The following is a 15257-nucleotide window of genomic DNA, read 5'->3' as shown; positions in this document are numbered from 1 at the left end:
ATGCTAGTGGAGTTGGGCGCGCTCGAGGATGGCGGCCAGGTCATGGCCGGCCGGCAGCGCGCCGAAGACGTCGCTGCCCTCGCCCAGGCGGGCGGCGCAGAAGGCAGCGAACACGGGTTCGGGCGCATGCTGGCGCAGCAGCGCGGCCTGCACCAGCAGGGCGGTGTCGCGCGCCAGGCGGCGCGCCTGGGCCTCGTCGGTCGCGCCGTCCAGGCCGTGCAGCACGCGCTCGCGCATCGCGTCGAAGGCCGGGTGCGCGCCCTTCGCCGGGCTCACCTCGTGCGCCAGCGCCTCGGCCACCGGTCCGCTGCGCAGCGAGCGCAGCAGGTCCAGCGCCATGATGTTGCCGGCGCCTTCCCAGATGGAGTTGAGCGGCATCTCGCGGTAGATGCGGGCCATCACGCCCTCGCCGTTCTCCTCGACGTAGCCGTTGCCGCCCAGGCATTCCATCGCTTCCTGCGCGAAGGCGCTGCCGCGCTTGCAGATCCAGAACTTCGAGATCGGCGTCAGCACGCGGCGCATCAAGGCCTCGTGCTCGTCGCGACCGTTTTCCGTCTTGTCGATGGACCGCGCCAGGCGCAGCGCCAGGGCGGTGGCGGCTTCGCTTTCCAGCGCCAGGTCGGCCAGCACGTTGCGCATCATCGGCTGCTCGACCAGGCGCCTGCCGAAGGCCTGGCGCTCGGCACAGTGGTGCAGCGCGATCGACAGCGCCTGGCGCATCAAGCCGGCGGTGCCCAGCGCGCAGTCCAGCCGCGTCAGCGCGCCCATCGCCAGGATCTGCGGCACGCCGCGGCCTTCGTCGCCGACCCGCCAGGCCGTGGCGCCATGGAACTCCACCTCCGAGCTGGCGTTGGCATGGTTGCCGAGCTTGTCCTTCAGGCGCTGGATGCGCAGCGCGTTCAGGCCACCACCGTCGCACCATTCGGGCAGCCAGCGCGGCAGGAAGAAGCAGCTCAGGCCCGCGGGGGTCTGCGCCAGCACCAGGAAGGCGTCGCACATCGGCGCGGAGAAGAACCACTTGTGGCCGGTGATGCGGTAGCGCTGGCCCCAGCGGTCTTCGCCGGCAGGTTCGGCCTGCGTGGTGTTGGCGCGCACGTCCGAGCCGCCCTGCTTCTCGGTCATGCCCATGCCCATGGTCAGGCCGGTCTTCTGGTCGAAGGGCAGGAAGCGGCCGTCGTAGCGCGTGCTGGTCAGGCCCGGCGCCCAGTCGGCGTACAGCGCGGCGTTCGCGCGCAGCGCCGGCGTCACCGCATAGCTCATCGAGATCGGGCACAGCACCGAGGGCTCGGCCTCGGTGAACAGCATGAAGGCCGCGGCGCGCTCGACGTGCGCGTCCGCCTCCTGCGCCCAGGGCGTGCCATGCAGGCCATGGCGCATCGCGCTGCCGATCAGCGCGTGGTAGCTGGGATGGAACTCGACCTCGTCGGCGCGGCGGCCGAAGCGGTCGTGCGTGCGCAGCGTCGGCGGGTGCAGGTTGGCCAGCCGCGCATGCTGCTGCATCTCGGCCGAGCCCATCTCGGCGCCGAGGACGGCCAGCCGCGCGGTGTCCAGCGCCGGCGCGTTGAAGCGGAGCGCGTCCTGCAGCGCGCGGTTGCCGGTGAACAGGTTCGCGCCGACCAGCGGCGTGCTCTGGTTCAGCACCTCATGCGTGACCAAGGCTGCGCTCATGGTGACCTCCACATCTCGACATGGGGGATGTTGTCCTCCAGGTACTCGTCGCCGACCGTGACGAAGCCCTGGCGGCCATAGAAGCGCTGCAGGTGCGCCTGCGCGCTGATGCGGATGCCGCGGCCGGGCCACGCGGCCACGCAGCGACGCACGCCTTCGGCGACCAGCGCATCGCCTGCACCGCTGCCGCGCAGCGCCTTGTCCAGCACCACGCGGCCAACCGAGGGCTCGTCGTACTTCAGGCCCGGGTCGACGACACGCAGGTAGGCGCGCAGTTCGCCGCCGGCATCGCGGCCCAGCAGGTGCCAGCTGTCGCGGTCCAGCCCGTCGGGGTCGAGGTAGGGCCCCTGCTCGAGGATGAAGATGCGGCAGCGCAGCGCCAGCATGTCGTAGACGCCATCGACCCCCAGGTCGCCGAAGCGCTGCCAGGTCCAGCCGAGCGGTGTCATCGCCGCTCGGCTCAAGTCAGCTTGACCAGCTGCTTGCCGAAATTGCGGCCCTTCAGCAGGCCGAGGAAGGCCTCGGGCGCACTGGCGATGCCTTGCGCCACCGTCTCGCGGTACTTCAGCTTGCCGGTGGCCACCAGCGTGCCCAGCTCGTTCAGCGCCTCGGGCCACACGTCCATGTGCTCGCTGACGATGAAGCCCTCGAGCTTCATCCGGTTCGTCAGCAGCAGTTGCGGCGCGGCCATCGGGATCGGTGCGCCGTCGTAGCCGCTGATCATGCCGCACAGCGCGATGCGCGAGAACGCGTTGGCGTTGAGCATCGCCGCGTCGAGCACCATGCCGCCCACGTTCTCGAAGATGCCGTCGATGCCGTCCGGGCAGGCCGCCTGCAGCGCCTTGCCCAGCGCCTTGGCATCGGCGTACTGGCGGTAGTCGATGCAGGCATCGAAGCCGAGTTCGTCGGTGACGTAGCGGCACTTGTCCGGCCCACCGGCAATGCCCACCGCGCGGCAGCCGCGCACCTTGGCCAGCTGCCCCACCGCGCCGCCCACCGCGCCACTGGCGGCACTGACGAGCACCGTCTCGCCGGCCTTGGGCGCGATGATCTTCACCAGGCCGTACCAGGCCGTGACGCCGGGCATGCCCACCGCGCCCAGGTAGGCCGGCAGCGGGATGCGCGTGGTGTCCACCTTGCGCAGCGTGCCGCGCTGCGCGGCGTCGACCACGCTGTACTCCTGCCAGCCGCCCATGCCGACGACCTTGTCGCCGGGCTGGAACTGGGGATGGCGGGATTCGACGATCTCGCCCACCGTGCCGCCGCCCATCACCTGGCCCAGCGGCTGCGGCGCGGCGTAGCTCTTGCTGTCGTTCATGCGGCCGCGCATGTAGGGGTCCAGGCTCAGGTAGTGGTGGCGCACCAGCACCTGGCCCTCGGCCAGGGCGGGCAGCGGCGCCTGGGCCAGCCGGAAGTTGGCGGTGCTGGCTTCGCCTTCGGGGCGCGAGGCCAGCAGGATCTGGTGGTTGACGATGGCGCTCATGGTGTCGCGTTCTTCAGGTGTTATCAGGGATCAGCCGCCGGTCAGGACCGACACGCCGCCATCCACCGCCAGGATCTGGCCGGTGATGTGCTTGCCGGCGGCCGAGCACAGCAGCAACGCCGCGCCCTTCAGGTCGTCGTCGTCGCCCAGCCGGCGCAGCGGCGCATGCGCGGCCATCGCGTCCTCGCCGAACTTCTCCAGCGTGCCGCGGGTCATCTTGCTCGGGAAGAAACCGGGAGCCAGCGCGTTCACCGTGATGCCGTGCTCGCCCCACTCGCAGGCCAGCGCGCGGGTGAAGTTCACCACCGCGCCCTTGCTGGTGTTGTAGGCGATGGTCTCCATGCCCGGCGGGTTGCCGCCCAGCCCGGCGATGGACGCGATGTTCAGGATGCGGCCGCGGCGCCGCGGGATCATGCTGTCCCTGGCCACCGCCTGGCTGAAGACGAACAGGCTGCGGATGTTCAGGTTCATCACCTTGTCCCAGGCCTCGAGCGGATGGTCCTCGGCCGGTGCACCCCAGGCGGCGCCGGCGTTGTTGACCAGGATGTCGACCTGGCCCAGGCGCTCCAGCGTCTCGGCGCAGACGCGCCGCGCGTCATCGGGGTTCGCGGCGTCGGCGGCGATCCAGCGCGCGTCGATGCCGCGCTCGCTCAGGTGCGCGGCGGCCTCCTCCAGGTCGGCCGCCTTGCGCGAGCTGAGCATGATCTTCGCGCCGGCCTCGCCCAGCGCCTCGGCGATCTGCAGCCCGAGGCCGCGCGATCCGCCGGTGACCAGCGCGACCTGGCCGCGCAAATCGAACAGTTGTTGAACCGGTGTGCTCATGATGAAAGGATGGAAGTGTTCAGGGTTTGAGGCGGGCGCGCACGAAGATCAGCACCACGCCCAAGGCGGCGGCGATGCCGCCGGTGGTCACCATCGACCAGCCCAACGGGAAGTCCTTGCCTTCGACGGCCAGGCCCAGCACCACGGTGAGCAGGCCGCCGTAGATCAGCACCCAGACCCAGGTTTCGAGTTTCGAAGCGTTCATGACGGCGACGATACGCGGAGTTGATGGCGACGGGGACGACGGGCGCTGTAAAGCTCAGAACCAGGCGTCCTGCATCTCGCGGCAGGTGGCATTGCGGCTGGCCACCACGCCCAGCCAGCCGTCGATCTTCGGCAACTCGTAGCCGAAGAAGTAGCGGCAGGCCTGCAGCTTGCCCTGGTGGAAGTCCGGTGCCTCGGCCAGCCGAGCCTGCGAGGCCAGCGCCACGTCCAGCCAGATCCAGGCCAGCACCACGTGGCCGAAGGCCTGCAGGTAGGCGGTGGCATTGGCCAGGGCCTCTTCGGGCACGCCGGTGGCCCAGGCGGCCTTGGTGGCCGCGCCCAGGCGCTGCAGCGCGCCGGCCAGCGCGTGGCCGTGCTCGGCCAGGCCTTCGACCTGCCCGGCGCGCTGGAGGGTGTCGCTCACTTTGGATGCCAGCAGCTTCAGCCCCGCGCCGCCGTCCATCACCACCTTGCGGCCCAGCAGGTCCAGGCCCTGGATGCCGTGCGTGCCTTCGTGGATCATGTTCAGCCGGTTGTCGCGCCAGTACTGCTCCACCGGGAAGTCGCGCGTGTAGCCGTAGCCGCCGTGCACCTGGATCGCCAGGCTGTTGGCTTCCAGGCACCACTCGCTGGGCCAGCTCTTGGCGATCGGCGTCAGCACTTCCAGCAGCAGCGCCGCCTCGCGGGCGGCCTCGGGCGCGCCGGTGTGCTGCTCGTCGATCAGCCGCGCGCAGTACAGCTCCAGCGCCAGCGCGCCTTCGGCATAGGCCTTCTGCGCCAGCAGCATGCGCTTGACGTCGGCGTGCTCGATGATGGGCACCTGCGGCTGCGCGGCGTCCTTGCCGCCCTTGCTGATCGGCCTGCCCTGCGGCCGCTGCCGCGCATAGGCCAGCGAGGCCTCGTAGCCTGCCATGCCCAGCATCGTGGCGGCCATGCCCACGCCGATGCGCGCCTCGTTCATCATGTGGAACATGCAGCGCAGGCCTTCGCCGGGGCGGCCCACCAGGTAGCCCACCGCGCCGGCCTGGCCGCCGGGGGTGAAGCGGCCTTCGCCGAAGTTCAGCAAGGTGTTGGTGGTGCCGCGCCAGCCGCACTTGTGGTTCAGGCCGGCCAGCGCCACGTCGTTGCGCTCGCCGGTCAGCCGGCCTTCGGCATCCACCAGCTTCTTCGGCACGATGAACAGCGAGATGCCCTTGGTGCCCGGCACCGGCTTGCCGTCCGGCCCCGGGATCTTGGCCAGCACCAGGTGCACGATGTTCTCGGTGAGCTCGTGCTCGCCCGAGGAGATCCACATCTTGTTGCCGCGCAGCCGGAAGCGCGGGCCCAGCAGGTCGGCTTCGAAGTCCGCGCCGTCGGGCGTGGCGCGGGTGGCCACGTCGGACAGGCTGGAGCCCGCCTGCGGCTCGGACAGGCACATCGTGCCCGACCAGCGGCCGGCGAACTCGTTCATCGCGAACACGCGCTTCTGCGCCTCGGTGCCATGGGCCATCAGCAGGTTGGCATTGCCCACCGTCAGCAGCGCGCTGCTGATGCTGACCGAGGCCTTGGCGAAGAAGGCATTGGCCGCCGCCTCCACCGTGTAGGGCAGCTGCATGCCGCCGATGTCGTAGTCCTGCGCGGCGCTGAGCATGCCGGACTCGGCATAGGCGTTCCAGGCCGCCTGCGTGGCGGCCGGCAGGATCACCTTGTCGCCGTCGAAGCGCGGCTCTTCGGTATCGACCAGCCGGTTGAACGGTGCGTACTTCTCGCGCGCGATGCGTTCGCAGGTGTCCAGCACCTGGCCGAAGGTCTCGGGCGTGTGGTCGGCAAAGCGCGGGCGCTCGGTCAGCGCGGCCACGCGCAGCCAGTCGGTGAGCAGGAAGTCCAGGGTCTGTCGCATCGCAGGGCGTCGTTCGTGAGATTGCTAAACCGGTAAGGCAGCGGCCACCACCGCCATCGTCGCGCTGAGCTTGGCCACCAGCTGTTCCTTGTCGCCGTCGATCGCGTAGACCTCGGATTCGACGAACACCACCTGCCGCCCCGGCTTCAGCACCTTGGCGGCGCAGCGCAGGCTTTGGCCGCGGGCCGCGCGCAACAGGCTGACCTTCAGCTCGGCGGTGAGGATGACGCCGCCGCCCGACGGCACGCTGCTCTGCGCGGCGGCGCCGGCGGTGTGGTCGGCCATCGTCGTCAGCACGCCGGCATGCACGACGCCGGTGTGCTGCAGGTGGCGCGGCTGCAATTGCAGCGCGCTGTGGCATTCGCCGGGCGACACGGCCGTGGCCTCGATGCCGACATCGGCGACGAAGGGCGCGGCGCGGAACATCGCCTGGCAGCGATCGAGCGTGAAGGCTTCGGACATGCGCAGCGCTACTGCATCTCGGTGCCGGTGGGCGGCGCCTCGCCGAGCTTGGCGATCGTGCCCTGGGCCATCGCGCACAGCTTCTCCTGCCCGTCCTTCACCGCGAACACCTCGCAGCGGCAGACCGACTGGCTGCGCGCCACGTAGGCCGCCGCGGCGCGCGCGATGAAGCGCTCGCCGACCGCCGGCCGCAGGTAGTTGATCTTGAACTCGGCGGTGACCACCGGCACCCGCATCGCGGTGCCGCCGGCAAAGGTCAGCGCGTTGTCGGCCATGTAGCTGATGACCCCGCCGTGCACGAAGCCGTGCTGTTGCTGGATCTCTTCGCTCATCGGCACCATCAGCTCGCAGAAGCCGGGCTTCAGCTGCAGCAGCTGCGCGCCGACCAGCACCGAGAACGGCTGCTTGGCCAGCACCTCGCGGCCGAGTTCGAGGAAGCGTTCGAGTTCTTCCGGCGTCATGTTCGTCACCCCAGCTTGAAGTGCGCCAGCGCGGCGCGCGCGATCGGCGCACCCCACTCCTGCACGAAGTGGCCGCCCTCGGCGATTTCCATCGGCGGCGGACAGCCGCGGATCGTCTCGCGCAGCGCGGCCATCGCGGCCGGCCCCAGCACCGGGTCCTTCATGCCGACGGCCATGAAGCTCTCGCCCTGCCATTGCTGGCGCCAGAACGCCGCGGCCTCGCGGCTGACCGCGGCGCCGGGTGCGTCGGCACCGTCGGGCACCATGTTCGGGAAGCGGCGCAGCGCGGCCTTGAACGCGGCATCGGGATAAGGCGCATCGTACGCGGCCGCCTCGGCCGGTGTCATGTCCGGCTTGCCGCGCGCGAGCAGCTTGCCCACGGCCATGTCGGGCTGGCTGTTCGAGTAGGCGCGCCATTGGCGAAAGCCTTCGGTCACCTCTCCGGTGCCCAGCGTGGTGTTCATCACCAGCAGGCGGGTGAAGCGCATCGGCAGCGCCGGCGGCAAGGTCAGGCCCAGCAGGCCGCCCCAGTCCTGGCACACCAGCAGCACGTTCTGCAGGTCGAGCTGGTCGACGAACTCGAGCAGCACCTGGCGGTGCCGGTCGAACTGGTGCCAAGCCTCCGCCGCGGGCTTGTCGGAGCGGCCGAAGCCGATCAGGTCCGGCGCCACCACCCGCAGGCCGGCGGCGGCGAACACCGGGATCATGTGCCGGTACAGGTAGCTCCAGCTGGGGTTGCCGTGCAGGCACAGCGCCGTCACCGCCGCATCGGCCGGGCCTTCGTCCAGGTAGTGCAGCCGCAGGCCCTGCGCGCTGGGCAGGTTCTCGAGGTAGTGCGGCGCGAACGCGTACCCCGGCAGGTTCTGGAACCGTTCGTCCGGAGTGCGCAGCGCTGTCATGGTCAGAGCACCTCGAACACCCCGGCCGCGCCCATGCCGCCGCCGATGCACATCGTCACGCAGACCTTCTTCGCGCCGCGGCGCTTGCCCTCGATCAACGCATGGCCGGTCAGGCGCTGGCCGCTGACGCCGTAGGGGTGGCCCACCGCAATGGCGCCGCCGTTGACGTTGAGCCTGTCCATCGGGATGCCCAGCCGGTCGGCGCAGTACAGCACCTGCACCGCGAAGGCCTCGTTCAGCTCCCACAGGTCGATGTCGTCCACCTTCAGGCCCAGCTTGGCCAGCACCTTGGGCACCGCGAAGACCGGGCCGATGCCCATCTCGTCGGGCTCGCAGCCGGCCACCGCAAAGCCGAGGAAGCGGCCCAGCGGCTTCAAGCCCTTCTGCTGCGCGTAGCTGTCGCTGACCAGCACACAGGCACCGGCGCCGTCGCTGAACTGGCTGGCATTGCCGGCCGTCACCACGCCGCCCGGCATGGCGGAGCGGATGCCGACGATGCCTTCGTAGGTGGTGCCTGGGCGCAGGCCCTCATCGGCGCTGACGGTCACCTCCTTGCTGCGCAGGCCCAGCTGCGCATCGGCCACGCCGGCGGTCACGGTGATCGGCGCGATCTCGTCCTTGAACAGGCCCGCCTCCTGCGCGGCGCAGGCCTTCTGCTGGCTGCCGGCACCGTAGTGGTCCATGCGCTCCTTCGAGATGTTGTAGCGCTTGGCCACGTTCTCGGCGGTCTGCAGCATGGTCCAGTAGATCTCGGGCTTGCTCTTCTGCAGCGCCGGGTCCATCAGCATGTGCTGGTTCATCTCCTGCTGCACGCAGGAGATGCTCTCGACGCCGCCGGCCACGTACACATCGCCCTCGCCGGCGATGATGCGCTGCGCTGCCATCGCGATGGTCTGCAGCCCGCTGGAGCAGAAGCGGTTGATCGTCACGCCGCTCACCGTGATCGGCAACCCGGCGCGCAGCGCGATCTGGCGCGCGATGTTCATGCCGGTGGCGCCTTCGGGATTGGCACAGCCCATCAGCACGTCTTCAATGGCGCCGGGGTCGATGCCCGCGCGCTGCACCGCATGCTGCACCGCATGCCCGCCCAGCGTGGCGCCATGCGTCATGTTGAAGGCGCCCTTCCAGCTCTTGGCGAGCGGGGTGCGGGCGGTGGAAACGATGACGGCGTTGCTCATGCGAGGCTCCTTGGTGGCATGCAGTGAATCGGGTGGTGTCGGTACGTCAGCTGCCGGCGGATTGCTGCAGCAGCCGGTGGTAGAAGCGAACCATCTCGGCCAGGTTGGCCAGCGAGATGCGTTCGTTGGTGCCGTGGAAGCGGCTCAGGTCCTCGGGTCCGGCGCGCACCGGCGAGAACTTGAAGATGTTGGCCGACAGCGGCTGGAAGTGGCGCGAATCGGTGGCCGCCAGCATCAGCCCCGGCGCCACCAGCGTGCCCGGGAACAGCTCGCGCACGGTGCGGTTGATCAGCTGGTAGGGCGCACCGGCGGTCGGTGCCACGGCAGAAGGGTCGCTCGATCCGGCCAGCGGCTTGAGCTCGATGCCGTCGTTGGCGATGGTGCGACGGACGTAGTCGGTGACGCTCTCGCGCGTCTCGCCGGGCAGGATGCGGAAGTTCACCGTGGCCTCGGCGCGGCCGGGCAGCACGTTGTCCTTGTTGCCGGCGTTGAACATCGTCAGCGCGGTGGTCGTACGCAACAGCGCGTTGGTGCTGTTGCCCTGCTCCAGCTGCTTCTTCACCAGCGGGCCCAGCAGCCAGCGGTTGCTCAGGGCCACGCGGCCGAAGCCGCTCATTTCGGGCGCCACGGCATCGAACATCTCGCCGGCCACGCCGCTGATCGAGGCCGGCAGCGGGTGCGTGTCCAGTTGCTGCAGCGCCGCGCTCATCTGGCCGATGGCCGAGCGGCCCGGGGCCGCCGGCGGCATCGACGAGTGGCCGGGCGTGGCCTTGGCCTGCAGCACCAGCGAGAGGTAGCCCTTCTCGGCCACGCCCACCAGCGCGGCAGGTGCCTTCAGCCCGGGCATCAGGCCCTGGGTGATCAGCAGGCCCTCGTCGATCACGAAGTCGAGCTTGACGCCGCGCTGCTGCAACAGCTTGGCGATCTGCAGCGCGCCGCGCTCGCCGCCCACTTCCTCGTCGGCGCCGAACACCAGGTAGATGGTGCGCTTGGGCTTGAAGCCGCTGGCCAGCAGCATCTCCACCGCTTCCAGTTCGGAGATCAGGTTGGCCTTGTCGTCCCAGGAGCCGCGGCCCCAGACGAAGCCGTCCTTGAGGGCACCGCCAAAGGGCTCGGCCTGCCAGTCGCCCTCGGTGCCGGGGGCGATGGGCACCACGTCCTGGTGCGCCATCAGCGCGATGCCGGGCGCCGCGGGGTCGCTGCCGGGCCAGGTGTAGAGCAGGCTGAAATCGCCGATCACCTCGCGCTTCAGCGCGGCATGCACCTTCGGGTAGCGCGTCTGCAGGTGCAGGTGCAGCGCCTCGAACTGCTCGGCATTGAGCCGGGGTTCGGTCAGCGACGACACGGTGCGGGCCCGGATTGCCGCGGACAGCGATTCGCCGACCGCCTTTTCGTCCACCGCCACGCCCTGCACCGCCGGCACATCGAGCTGGCCCGAACCCTGGCGCCAGGTGTTCACCGCCAGCGCGGCGGCCAGCAGCACGAGCAACAGCACCAATCCCAGCAATGCACGCTTGACCACGAGAGGACGCTCCTTATCCGCGTCAGCTCACCACGGCCGACGTGGCCGATTTGTACACGCTCTGGCGCACCTGGCCGAACACGCGGCGCACCATCGGCTCGAACTCGGTGATCGGCAGCGTCTCGGCCTTCGGGTCGAAGGCCGGGTTGTCGTACAGCGCGCAGAACTCCTCGGTGCGGGTGAAGTGCGGATGGCCGCGGAACTGCTCGCGCAGGTTCCGATCCAGCCCGATGTGGTGGAAGAAGTAATAGCCCTGGAAGATGCCGTGGTGCTGCACCATCCACAGGTTCTCTTCCGAGACGAAGGGCTTGAGGATCGCCGCGGCGATGTCGAAGTGGTTGAAGCTGCCCAGCGTGTCGCCGATGTCGTGCAGCAGCGCGCAGACCACGTATTCCTCGTCGCGCCCGTCCTTCAGCGCGCGGGTCGCCGTCTGCAGCGAATGCTGGTAGCGGTCGATCGGGAAGCCGCCGTAGTCGCCGTCCAGCAGCTTCAGGTGCGCCAGCACCCGCTCGGGCAGCTTCTGCGCGAAGGGCATGAACTCCGCGCCGATCTTCTGCCAGTCGGCGGCGGTGGATTCCTCCATCCGGGTGAATTCGGCACGGGCGTTCATGGCCGCTCCTTTTGCAGGTCAGCGTCGATGGATCAGGTGAAGCTCTTGCCTTCGGCCGCCAGCTTCGCCAGCAGCGGCGCGGGTTGCCAGAAGCTCGCGTCGTCGTGCGGGTTGGCCGCGAAGCGCTTCATCGTGCTGACCACGTTGTACAGGCCCACCTGGTCGGCATAGCACAGCGGGCCGCCGCGGTGCAGCGGGAAGCCGTAGCCGGTGAGGTAGACCATGTCGATGTCGCTGGCCTTGTTGGCAATGCCCTCTTCCAGGATCTTCGCCGCCTCGTTGACCAGCGCGAACACCAGGCGTTGCACGATCTCTTCGTCGCTCACCTTGCGCGGCGTGATGCCCTGCTCCTTGCGGTAGTCGGCGATCATCTGGTCGACCTTGGCGCTCGGGATCGCGTCACGCTTGCCGGCTTGGTAGTCGTACCAACCAGCCTGCGTCTTCTGGCCGTAGCGGCCCATCTCGCACAGCAGGTCGGCGGTCTTGCTGTAGCGCATGCCGGGGTGCTCGATCGCGCGGCGCTTGCGGATGGCCCAGCCGATGTCGTTGCCGGCCAGGTCGCCCATGCGGAACGGGCCCATCGCGAACCCGAACTTCTCGATCGCCTTGTCCACCTGCGCCGGCGTGCAGCCTTCGTCCAGCAGGAAGCCGGCCTGGCGGCTGTACTGCTCGATCATGCGGTTGCCGATGAAGCCGTCGCACACGCCGGACACCACCGCGGTCTTCTTGATCTTCTTGCCGATGGCCATCACGGTGGCCAGCACGTCCTTCGCGGTGGCCTTGCCGCGCACCACTTCCAGCAACTTCATCACGTTGGCCGGGCTGAAGAAGTGCATGCCGACCACGTCCTGAGGGCGCTTCGTGAACGCGGCGATCTTGTCGACGTCCAGCGTCGAGGTGTTGGACGCCAGGATGGCGCCAGGCTTGGCGACGGCGTCCAGCGTCTTGAACACGGTTTCCTTGACGCCCAGTTCCTCGAACACCGCCTCGATGATCAGGTCGCAGTCCTTCAGGTCGTCGTAGCTCAGCGTGGTGCTCAGCAGCGCCATGCGCTGGTCGTACTTGTCCTGCTTCAACTTGCCCTTCTTGACCTGGGCCTCGTAGTTCTTGCGGATGGTGGCCACGCCGCGGTCCAGCGCTTCCTGCTTCATCTCGAGGATGGTCACCGGCACGCCGGCGTTCAGGAAGTTCATCGAGATGCCGCCGCCCATGGTGCCGGCGCCGATGACGCCCACCTTCTTGATGTCGCGCACCGGGGTCGACTCGGGCACGTCGGGGATCTTGCTGGCGGCGCGCTCGCCCAGGAAGGCATGGCGCAGCGCCTTGGCCTCGGGCGTGAACATCAGCGCGGTGAAGATCTCGCGCTCGCCGGCCATGCCGTCATCGAATTTGCGCGTTAGCGAATACTCCACGGCATCCACGCACTTGGCCGGCGCCGGGAAGTTCTTGGACATGCCCTTGACCATGTTGCGGGCGAACTGGATGTAGGCCTCGCGGTTCGGGTGCGAGACCTTCAGGTCACGCACCAGCGGCGGCAGCGGCTTGCCGGCCACCTCCTGCGCGAAGGCGATGGCCCCGGCCATCAGGTCGCCGTCGACCAGCTTGTCGAACAGCTTCTGGCCCGGCTGCATCGCCAGCAGTTCGCTCTTCACCGGCTCGCCGCTGACGATCATGTTCAGCGCGGTCTCCAGGCCCAGCACGCGCGGCAGGCGCTGCGTGCCGCCGGCACCGGGGATCAGGCCGATCTTCACCTCGGGCAGCGCCACCTGCGTGCCGGGCGACACCACGCGGTAGTGGCAGCCCAGCGCCAGTTCCAACCCGCCGCCCATGCACACCGAATGGATGGCCGCGACGATGGGCTTGCCGCACAGCTCGGCCATGCGGATCAGTGTCAGCAGGTTCGGCTCGGCAATCGCCTTGGGCGAGCCGAACTCGCGGATGTCGGCTCCGCCCGAGAAGGCCTTGCCGGCACCGGTCAGCACGATGGCCTTCACCGCCGCATCGGCCTGCGCACGCGCCAGGCCATCGGCCATCGCCACCCGCGTGTCGTAGCCCAGGCCGTTGACCGGCGGGTTGTTCATCGTGATGACGGCAACACCGTCGCGAACTTCGTAGCTGGCGCTCATGAGGCAGTCCCTTTCAGCGGGGAGGTCGGAACAGGAAAAAGCACGATCGTTCGATTCTATGGATCGACCATCGTCGGAGCATGTCGCTGGAGCGACAAGGGCGGAGGCCTCGGTGAAAACCCGAAGTCGCTGACGCGTCAATCGGCAGACAGCAGAACGCGCAACTCGTCCGGCCGCAACGGCGCGCCGCCGTCCTGCCCTTCGAGGATGCCTTCGGCCAACGCACGCTTGTCGTGGTGCAGCGCGACGATGCGCTCCTCGATCGAGCCCGCCGTTACCAGCCGGTAGACGGTGACCGGCCGCTGCTGGCCGATACGGTGCGCGCGGCCCATGGCCTGGTCTTCGGCGGCCGGGTTCCACCAGGGGTCGACGATGATCACGTAGTCGGCCGCGGTGAGGTTCAGGCCGAAGCCGCCGGCCTTCAGGCTGATCAGGAACAGATCGCCCTCTCCGCGCTGGAAGGCGTCGACGCGCTGCGTGCGTGCCGCGGCCGGCGTGCTGCCGTCGAGGTACTGGTGGGCGATGCCGACGGCCTGCAGGCGCTCGGCCAGCAGGCGCAGGAAGTCGGTGAACTGGCTGAACACCAGCGCCTTGTGGCGGCCGGCCACCAGTTCGAGCGCGAGCTGTTCGAATTCGAGCACCTTGGCGCCGACCAGGCCCGATTCGGGCGCCACCAGGCGCGGGTCGCAGGCGGCGCGGCGCAGCCGGGTCAGCTCGGCCAGCAGGTGGAACGAGGCCTGCGGCGCACCGGGCTCCAGCCCCAGCGATTCGACGCGCTCCAGCGCCTGCCGGCGTGTGGCTTCGAGGAAGGCGCGCTCTTCGGCGCCGGGCTCGACGCGGTGGATGATCTCGGTGCGCGGCGGCAGGTCGTCCAGCACCTGGGCCTTGGTCCGGCGCAGCAGGAAGGGCGAGACCAGCCGGCGCAGGCGCTGGCGCGCGGCCTCGTCACGGGCGCGCTCGATCGCATTGCCGAAACGGTCGGCGAACTGCGTCGCGCTGCCCAGCAGCCCCGGGTTCAGCAGGTTCATGATCGACCACAGGTCGGCCAGCCGGTTCTCCACCGGCGTGCCGGTGAGCGCGAGGCGGAAGCCGGCCTGCAGCGTGGCCACGGCTTTTGCACGTTTGGTGGCGGCGTTCTTCAGCGCCTGGGCCTCGTCGAGCACCAGCGTGGCCCAGGCCACCGGCGCGAAGGCCTCGTCGTCGATCTGGGCCAGCGCGTAAGAGGCCACCACCAGGTCGCCCGGGCCCAGGCCCTGCAGCGCCTGCGCGCGATCGCCCTCGCCGTACAGCCGCACGCGCAGGGCCGGTGCGAAGCGCTGCGCCTCGGCCACCCAGTTGCCGCACACCGAGGTCGGCGCCAGCACCAGCGCCGGGCCCTCGGCCGCGCGCGCCAGCAGCATCGCCAGCGTCTGCACGGTCTTGCCCAGGCCCATGTCGTCGGCCAGGCAGGCGCCCAGGCCGGCATGGGCCAAGCGCATCATCCAGGCAAAGCCCTCGGCCTGGTAGCCGCGCAGCTGGGCCTGCAAGGCGGCCGGCGGCTCCGGTTGCAGCGCGGCCGCGGCCTCCAGGGCTTTCAGGCGTTGGGACCAGCGCCGGTCGCCGGACAGCGCGCTGCCTTCCAGCGTCTCGGCCAGCCAGGCGGCGGCCGCAGCCGGCACCTGCAGGCCCTTCCTGGCCGGCTGGCCCAGCGCCTGCAGGTCGGCCAGCTGCTGGCGCAGCTGCTCGCTCAGCGCCAGGTACTCGCCTTCGCCCAGCGCGACGAAGCGGCTGCGGCGCGAGTCCTGCACCAGCTGCAGCAGTTGCTGCAGGCCGAGCACGCGCTGCTCGTCGACACGCAGCTCGCCATCGACCGACAACCAGTCCGCGCCGCTGCCCACCGCCAGCTTCAGCGCCGGGCTGGTCGCCGTGAGCACGCGCACCGGCTTGCCGCGCGGCCAGTCGAT

General features: G+C 69.7%; 14 protein-coding genes. All 14 read right to left on the bottom strand.

Annotation, left to right across the window (positions count from 1 at the left end):
- Positions 1 to 3 precede the first annotated feature (3 nt).
- Positions 4 to 1668, bottom strand: a complete 1665-nt coding sequence (locus tag ACILR4_RS06600) for an isovaleryl-CoA dehydrogenase (RefSeq protein ID WP_395700046.1) — start codon at positions 1666 to 1668, stop codon at positions 4 to 6.
- Positions 1665 to 2117, bottom strand: a complete 453-nt coding sequence (locus ACILR4_RS06595; protein ID WP_395700045.1) for a GNAT family N-acetyltransferase — start codon at positions 2115 to 2117, stop codon at positions 1665 to 1667. Before ACILR4_RS06595 ends, ACILR4_RS06600 begins: the two co-directional genes overlap by 4 nt.
- Before the next feature lie 11 nt (positions 2118 to 2128).
- Positions 2129 to 3151 (bottom strand): NADP-dependent oxidoreductase, encoded by a 1023-nt coding sequence (locus tag ACILR4_RS06590; protein ID WP_395700044.1) that lies wholly within the window; start codon positions 3149 to 3151, stop codon positions 2129 to 2131.
- A gap of 30 nt (positions 3152 to 3181) precedes the next feature.
- Positions 3182 to 3973: an SDR family oxidoreductase gene (locus tag ACILR4_RS06585; protein ID WP_395700043.1), complete on the bottom strand. Its 792-nt coding sequence runs from the start codon at positions 3971 to 3973 to the stop codon at positions 3182 to 3184.
- A 19-nt stretch (positions 3974 to 3992) separates the two neighbouring features.
- The gene (locus tag ACILR4_RS06580) at positions 3993 to 4178 is read right to left on the bottom strand and encodes a hypothetical protein (RefSeq protein ID WP_395700042.1); all 186 of its coding nucleotides are present in this window, start codon (positions 4176 to 4178) and stop codon (positions 3993 to 3995) included.
- 54 nt (positions 4179 to 4232) lie between these two features.
- Entirely contained in the window at positions 4233 to 6056 is a 1824-nt protein-coding gene (locus tag ACILR4_RS06575) for an acyl-CoA dehydrogenase (protein WP_395700041.1), read from the bottom strand.
- 24 nt (positions 6057 to 6080) lie between these two features.
- Positions 6081 to 6518 carry a PaaI family thioesterase gene (locus ACILR4_RS06570; protein WP_395700040.1) on the bottom strand — a complete coding sequence of 146 codons (438 nt, stop codon included), beginning with the start codon at positions 6516 to 6518 and terminating at the stop codon, positions 6081 to 6083.
- 8 nt (positions 6519 to 6526) lie between these two features.
- Positions 6527 to 6979, bottom strand: a complete 453-nt coding sequence (locus ACILR4_RS06565) for a PaaI family thioesterase (protein ID WP_395700039.1) — start codon at positions 6977 to 6979, stop codon at positions 6527 to 6529.
- A gap of 5 nt (positions 6980 to 6984) precedes the next feature.
- Positions 6985 to 7878 (bottom strand): haloalkane dehalogenase, encoded by an 894-nt coding sequence (locus tag ACILR4_RS06560; RefSeq protein ID WP_395700038.1) that lies wholly within the window; start codon positions 7876 to 7878, stop codon positions 6985 to 6987.
- A 2-nt stretch (positions 7879 to 7880) separates the two neighbouring features.
- Positions 7881 to 9056, bottom strand: a complete 1176-nt coding sequence (locus ACILR4_RS06555) for an acetyl-CoA C-acyltransferase (protein ID WP_395700037.1) — start codon at positions 9054 to 9056, stop codon at positions 7881 to 7883.
- Between the two features lie 46 nt (positions 9057 to 9102).
- Positions 9103 to 10578 carry a M20 family peptidase gene (locus tag ACILR4_RS06550; RefSeq protein WP_395700036.1) on the bottom strand — a complete coding sequence of 492 codons (1476 nt, stop codon included), beginning with the start codon at positions 10576 to 10578 and terminating at the stop codon, positions 9103 to 9105.
- Between the two features lie 22 nt (positions 10579 to 10600).
- On the bottom strand, positions 10601 to 11188 hold the full coding sequence (locus ACILR4_RS06545) for an HD domain-containing protein (RefSeq protein ID WP_395700035.1): 588 nt from the start codon (positions 11186 to 11188) through the stop codon (positions 10601 to 10603).
- Between the two features lie 32 nt (positions 11189 to 11220).
- Entirely contained in the window at positions 11221 to 13314 is a 2094-nt protein-coding gene (locus ACILR4_RS06540; protein ID WP_395700034.1) for a 3-hydroxyacyl-CoA dehydrogenase NAD-binding domain-containing protein, read from the bottom strand.
- A gap of 137 nt (positions 13315 to 13451) precedes the next feature.
- Positions 13452 to 15257, bottom strand: a 1806-nt coding sequence (locus ACILR4_RS06535; protein ID WP_395700033.1) for a DEAD/DEAH box helicase, incomplete at its 5' end; no start/stop codon positions are given.

This window comes from Aquabacterium sp. (assembly GCF_044226965.1).
Taxonomy (GTDB): domain Bacteria; phylum Pseudomonadota; class Gammaproteobacteria; order Burkholderiales; family Burkholderiaceae_C; genus Pseudaquabacterium.
Note: the sequence above shows the minus strand (reverse complement) of the source record. Positions and strands in the feature narration are given on the sequence as shown.

Bases quoted from the DNA above. Each gene is read 5' to 3' on its own strand.
- ACILR4_RS06600 (WP_395700046.1), bottom strand. From the start codon at position 1,668: ATGAGCGCAGCCTTGGTCACGCATGAGGTGCTGAACCAGAGCACGCCG.
- ACILR4_RS06595 (WP_395700045.1), bottom strand. From the start codon at position 2,117: ATGACACCGCTCGGCTGGACCTGGCAGCGCTTCGGCGACCTGGGGGTC.
- ACILR4_RS06590 (WP_395700044.1), bottom strand. From the start codon at position 3,151: ATGAGCGCCATCGTCAACCACCAGATCCTGCTGGCCTCGCGCCCCGAA.
- ACILR4_RS06585 (WP_395700043.1), bottom strand. From the start codon at position 3,973: ATGAGCACACCGGTTCAACAACTGTTCGATTTGCGCGGCCAGGTCGCG.
- ACILR4_RS06580 (WP_395700042.1), bottom strand. From the start codon at position 4,178: ATGAACGCTTCGAAACTCGAAACCTGGGTCTGGGTGCTGATCTACGGC.
- ACILR4_RS06575 (WP_395700041.1), bottom strand. From the start codon at position 6,056: ATGCGACAGACCCTGGACTTCCTGCTCACCGACTGGCTGCGCGTGGCC.
- ACILR4_RS06570 (WP_395700040.1), bottom strand. From the start codon at position 6,518: ATGTCCGAAGCCTTCACGCTCGATCGCTGCCAGGCGATGTTCCGCGCC.
- ACILR4_RS06565 (WP_395700039.1), bottom strand. From the start codon at position 6,979: ATGACGCCGGAAGAACTCGAACGCTTCCTCGAACTCGGCCGCGAGGTG.
- ACILR4_RS06560 (WP_395700038.1), bottom strand. From the start codon at position 7,878: ATGACAGCGCTGCGCACTCCGGACGAACGGTTCCAGAACCTGCCGGGG.
- ACILR4_RS06555 (WP_395700037.1), bottom strand. From the start codon at position 9,056: ATGAGCAACGCCGTCATCGTTTCCACCGCCCGCACCCCGCTCGCCAAG.
- ACILR4_RS06545 (WP_395700035.1), bottom strand. From the start codon at position 11,188: ATGAACGCCCGTGCCGAATTCACCCGGATGGAGGAATCCACCGCCGCC.
- ACILR4_RS06540 (WP_395700034.1), bottom strand. From the start codon at position 13,314: ATGAGCGCCAGCTACGAAGTTCGCGACGGTGTTGCCGTCATCACGATG.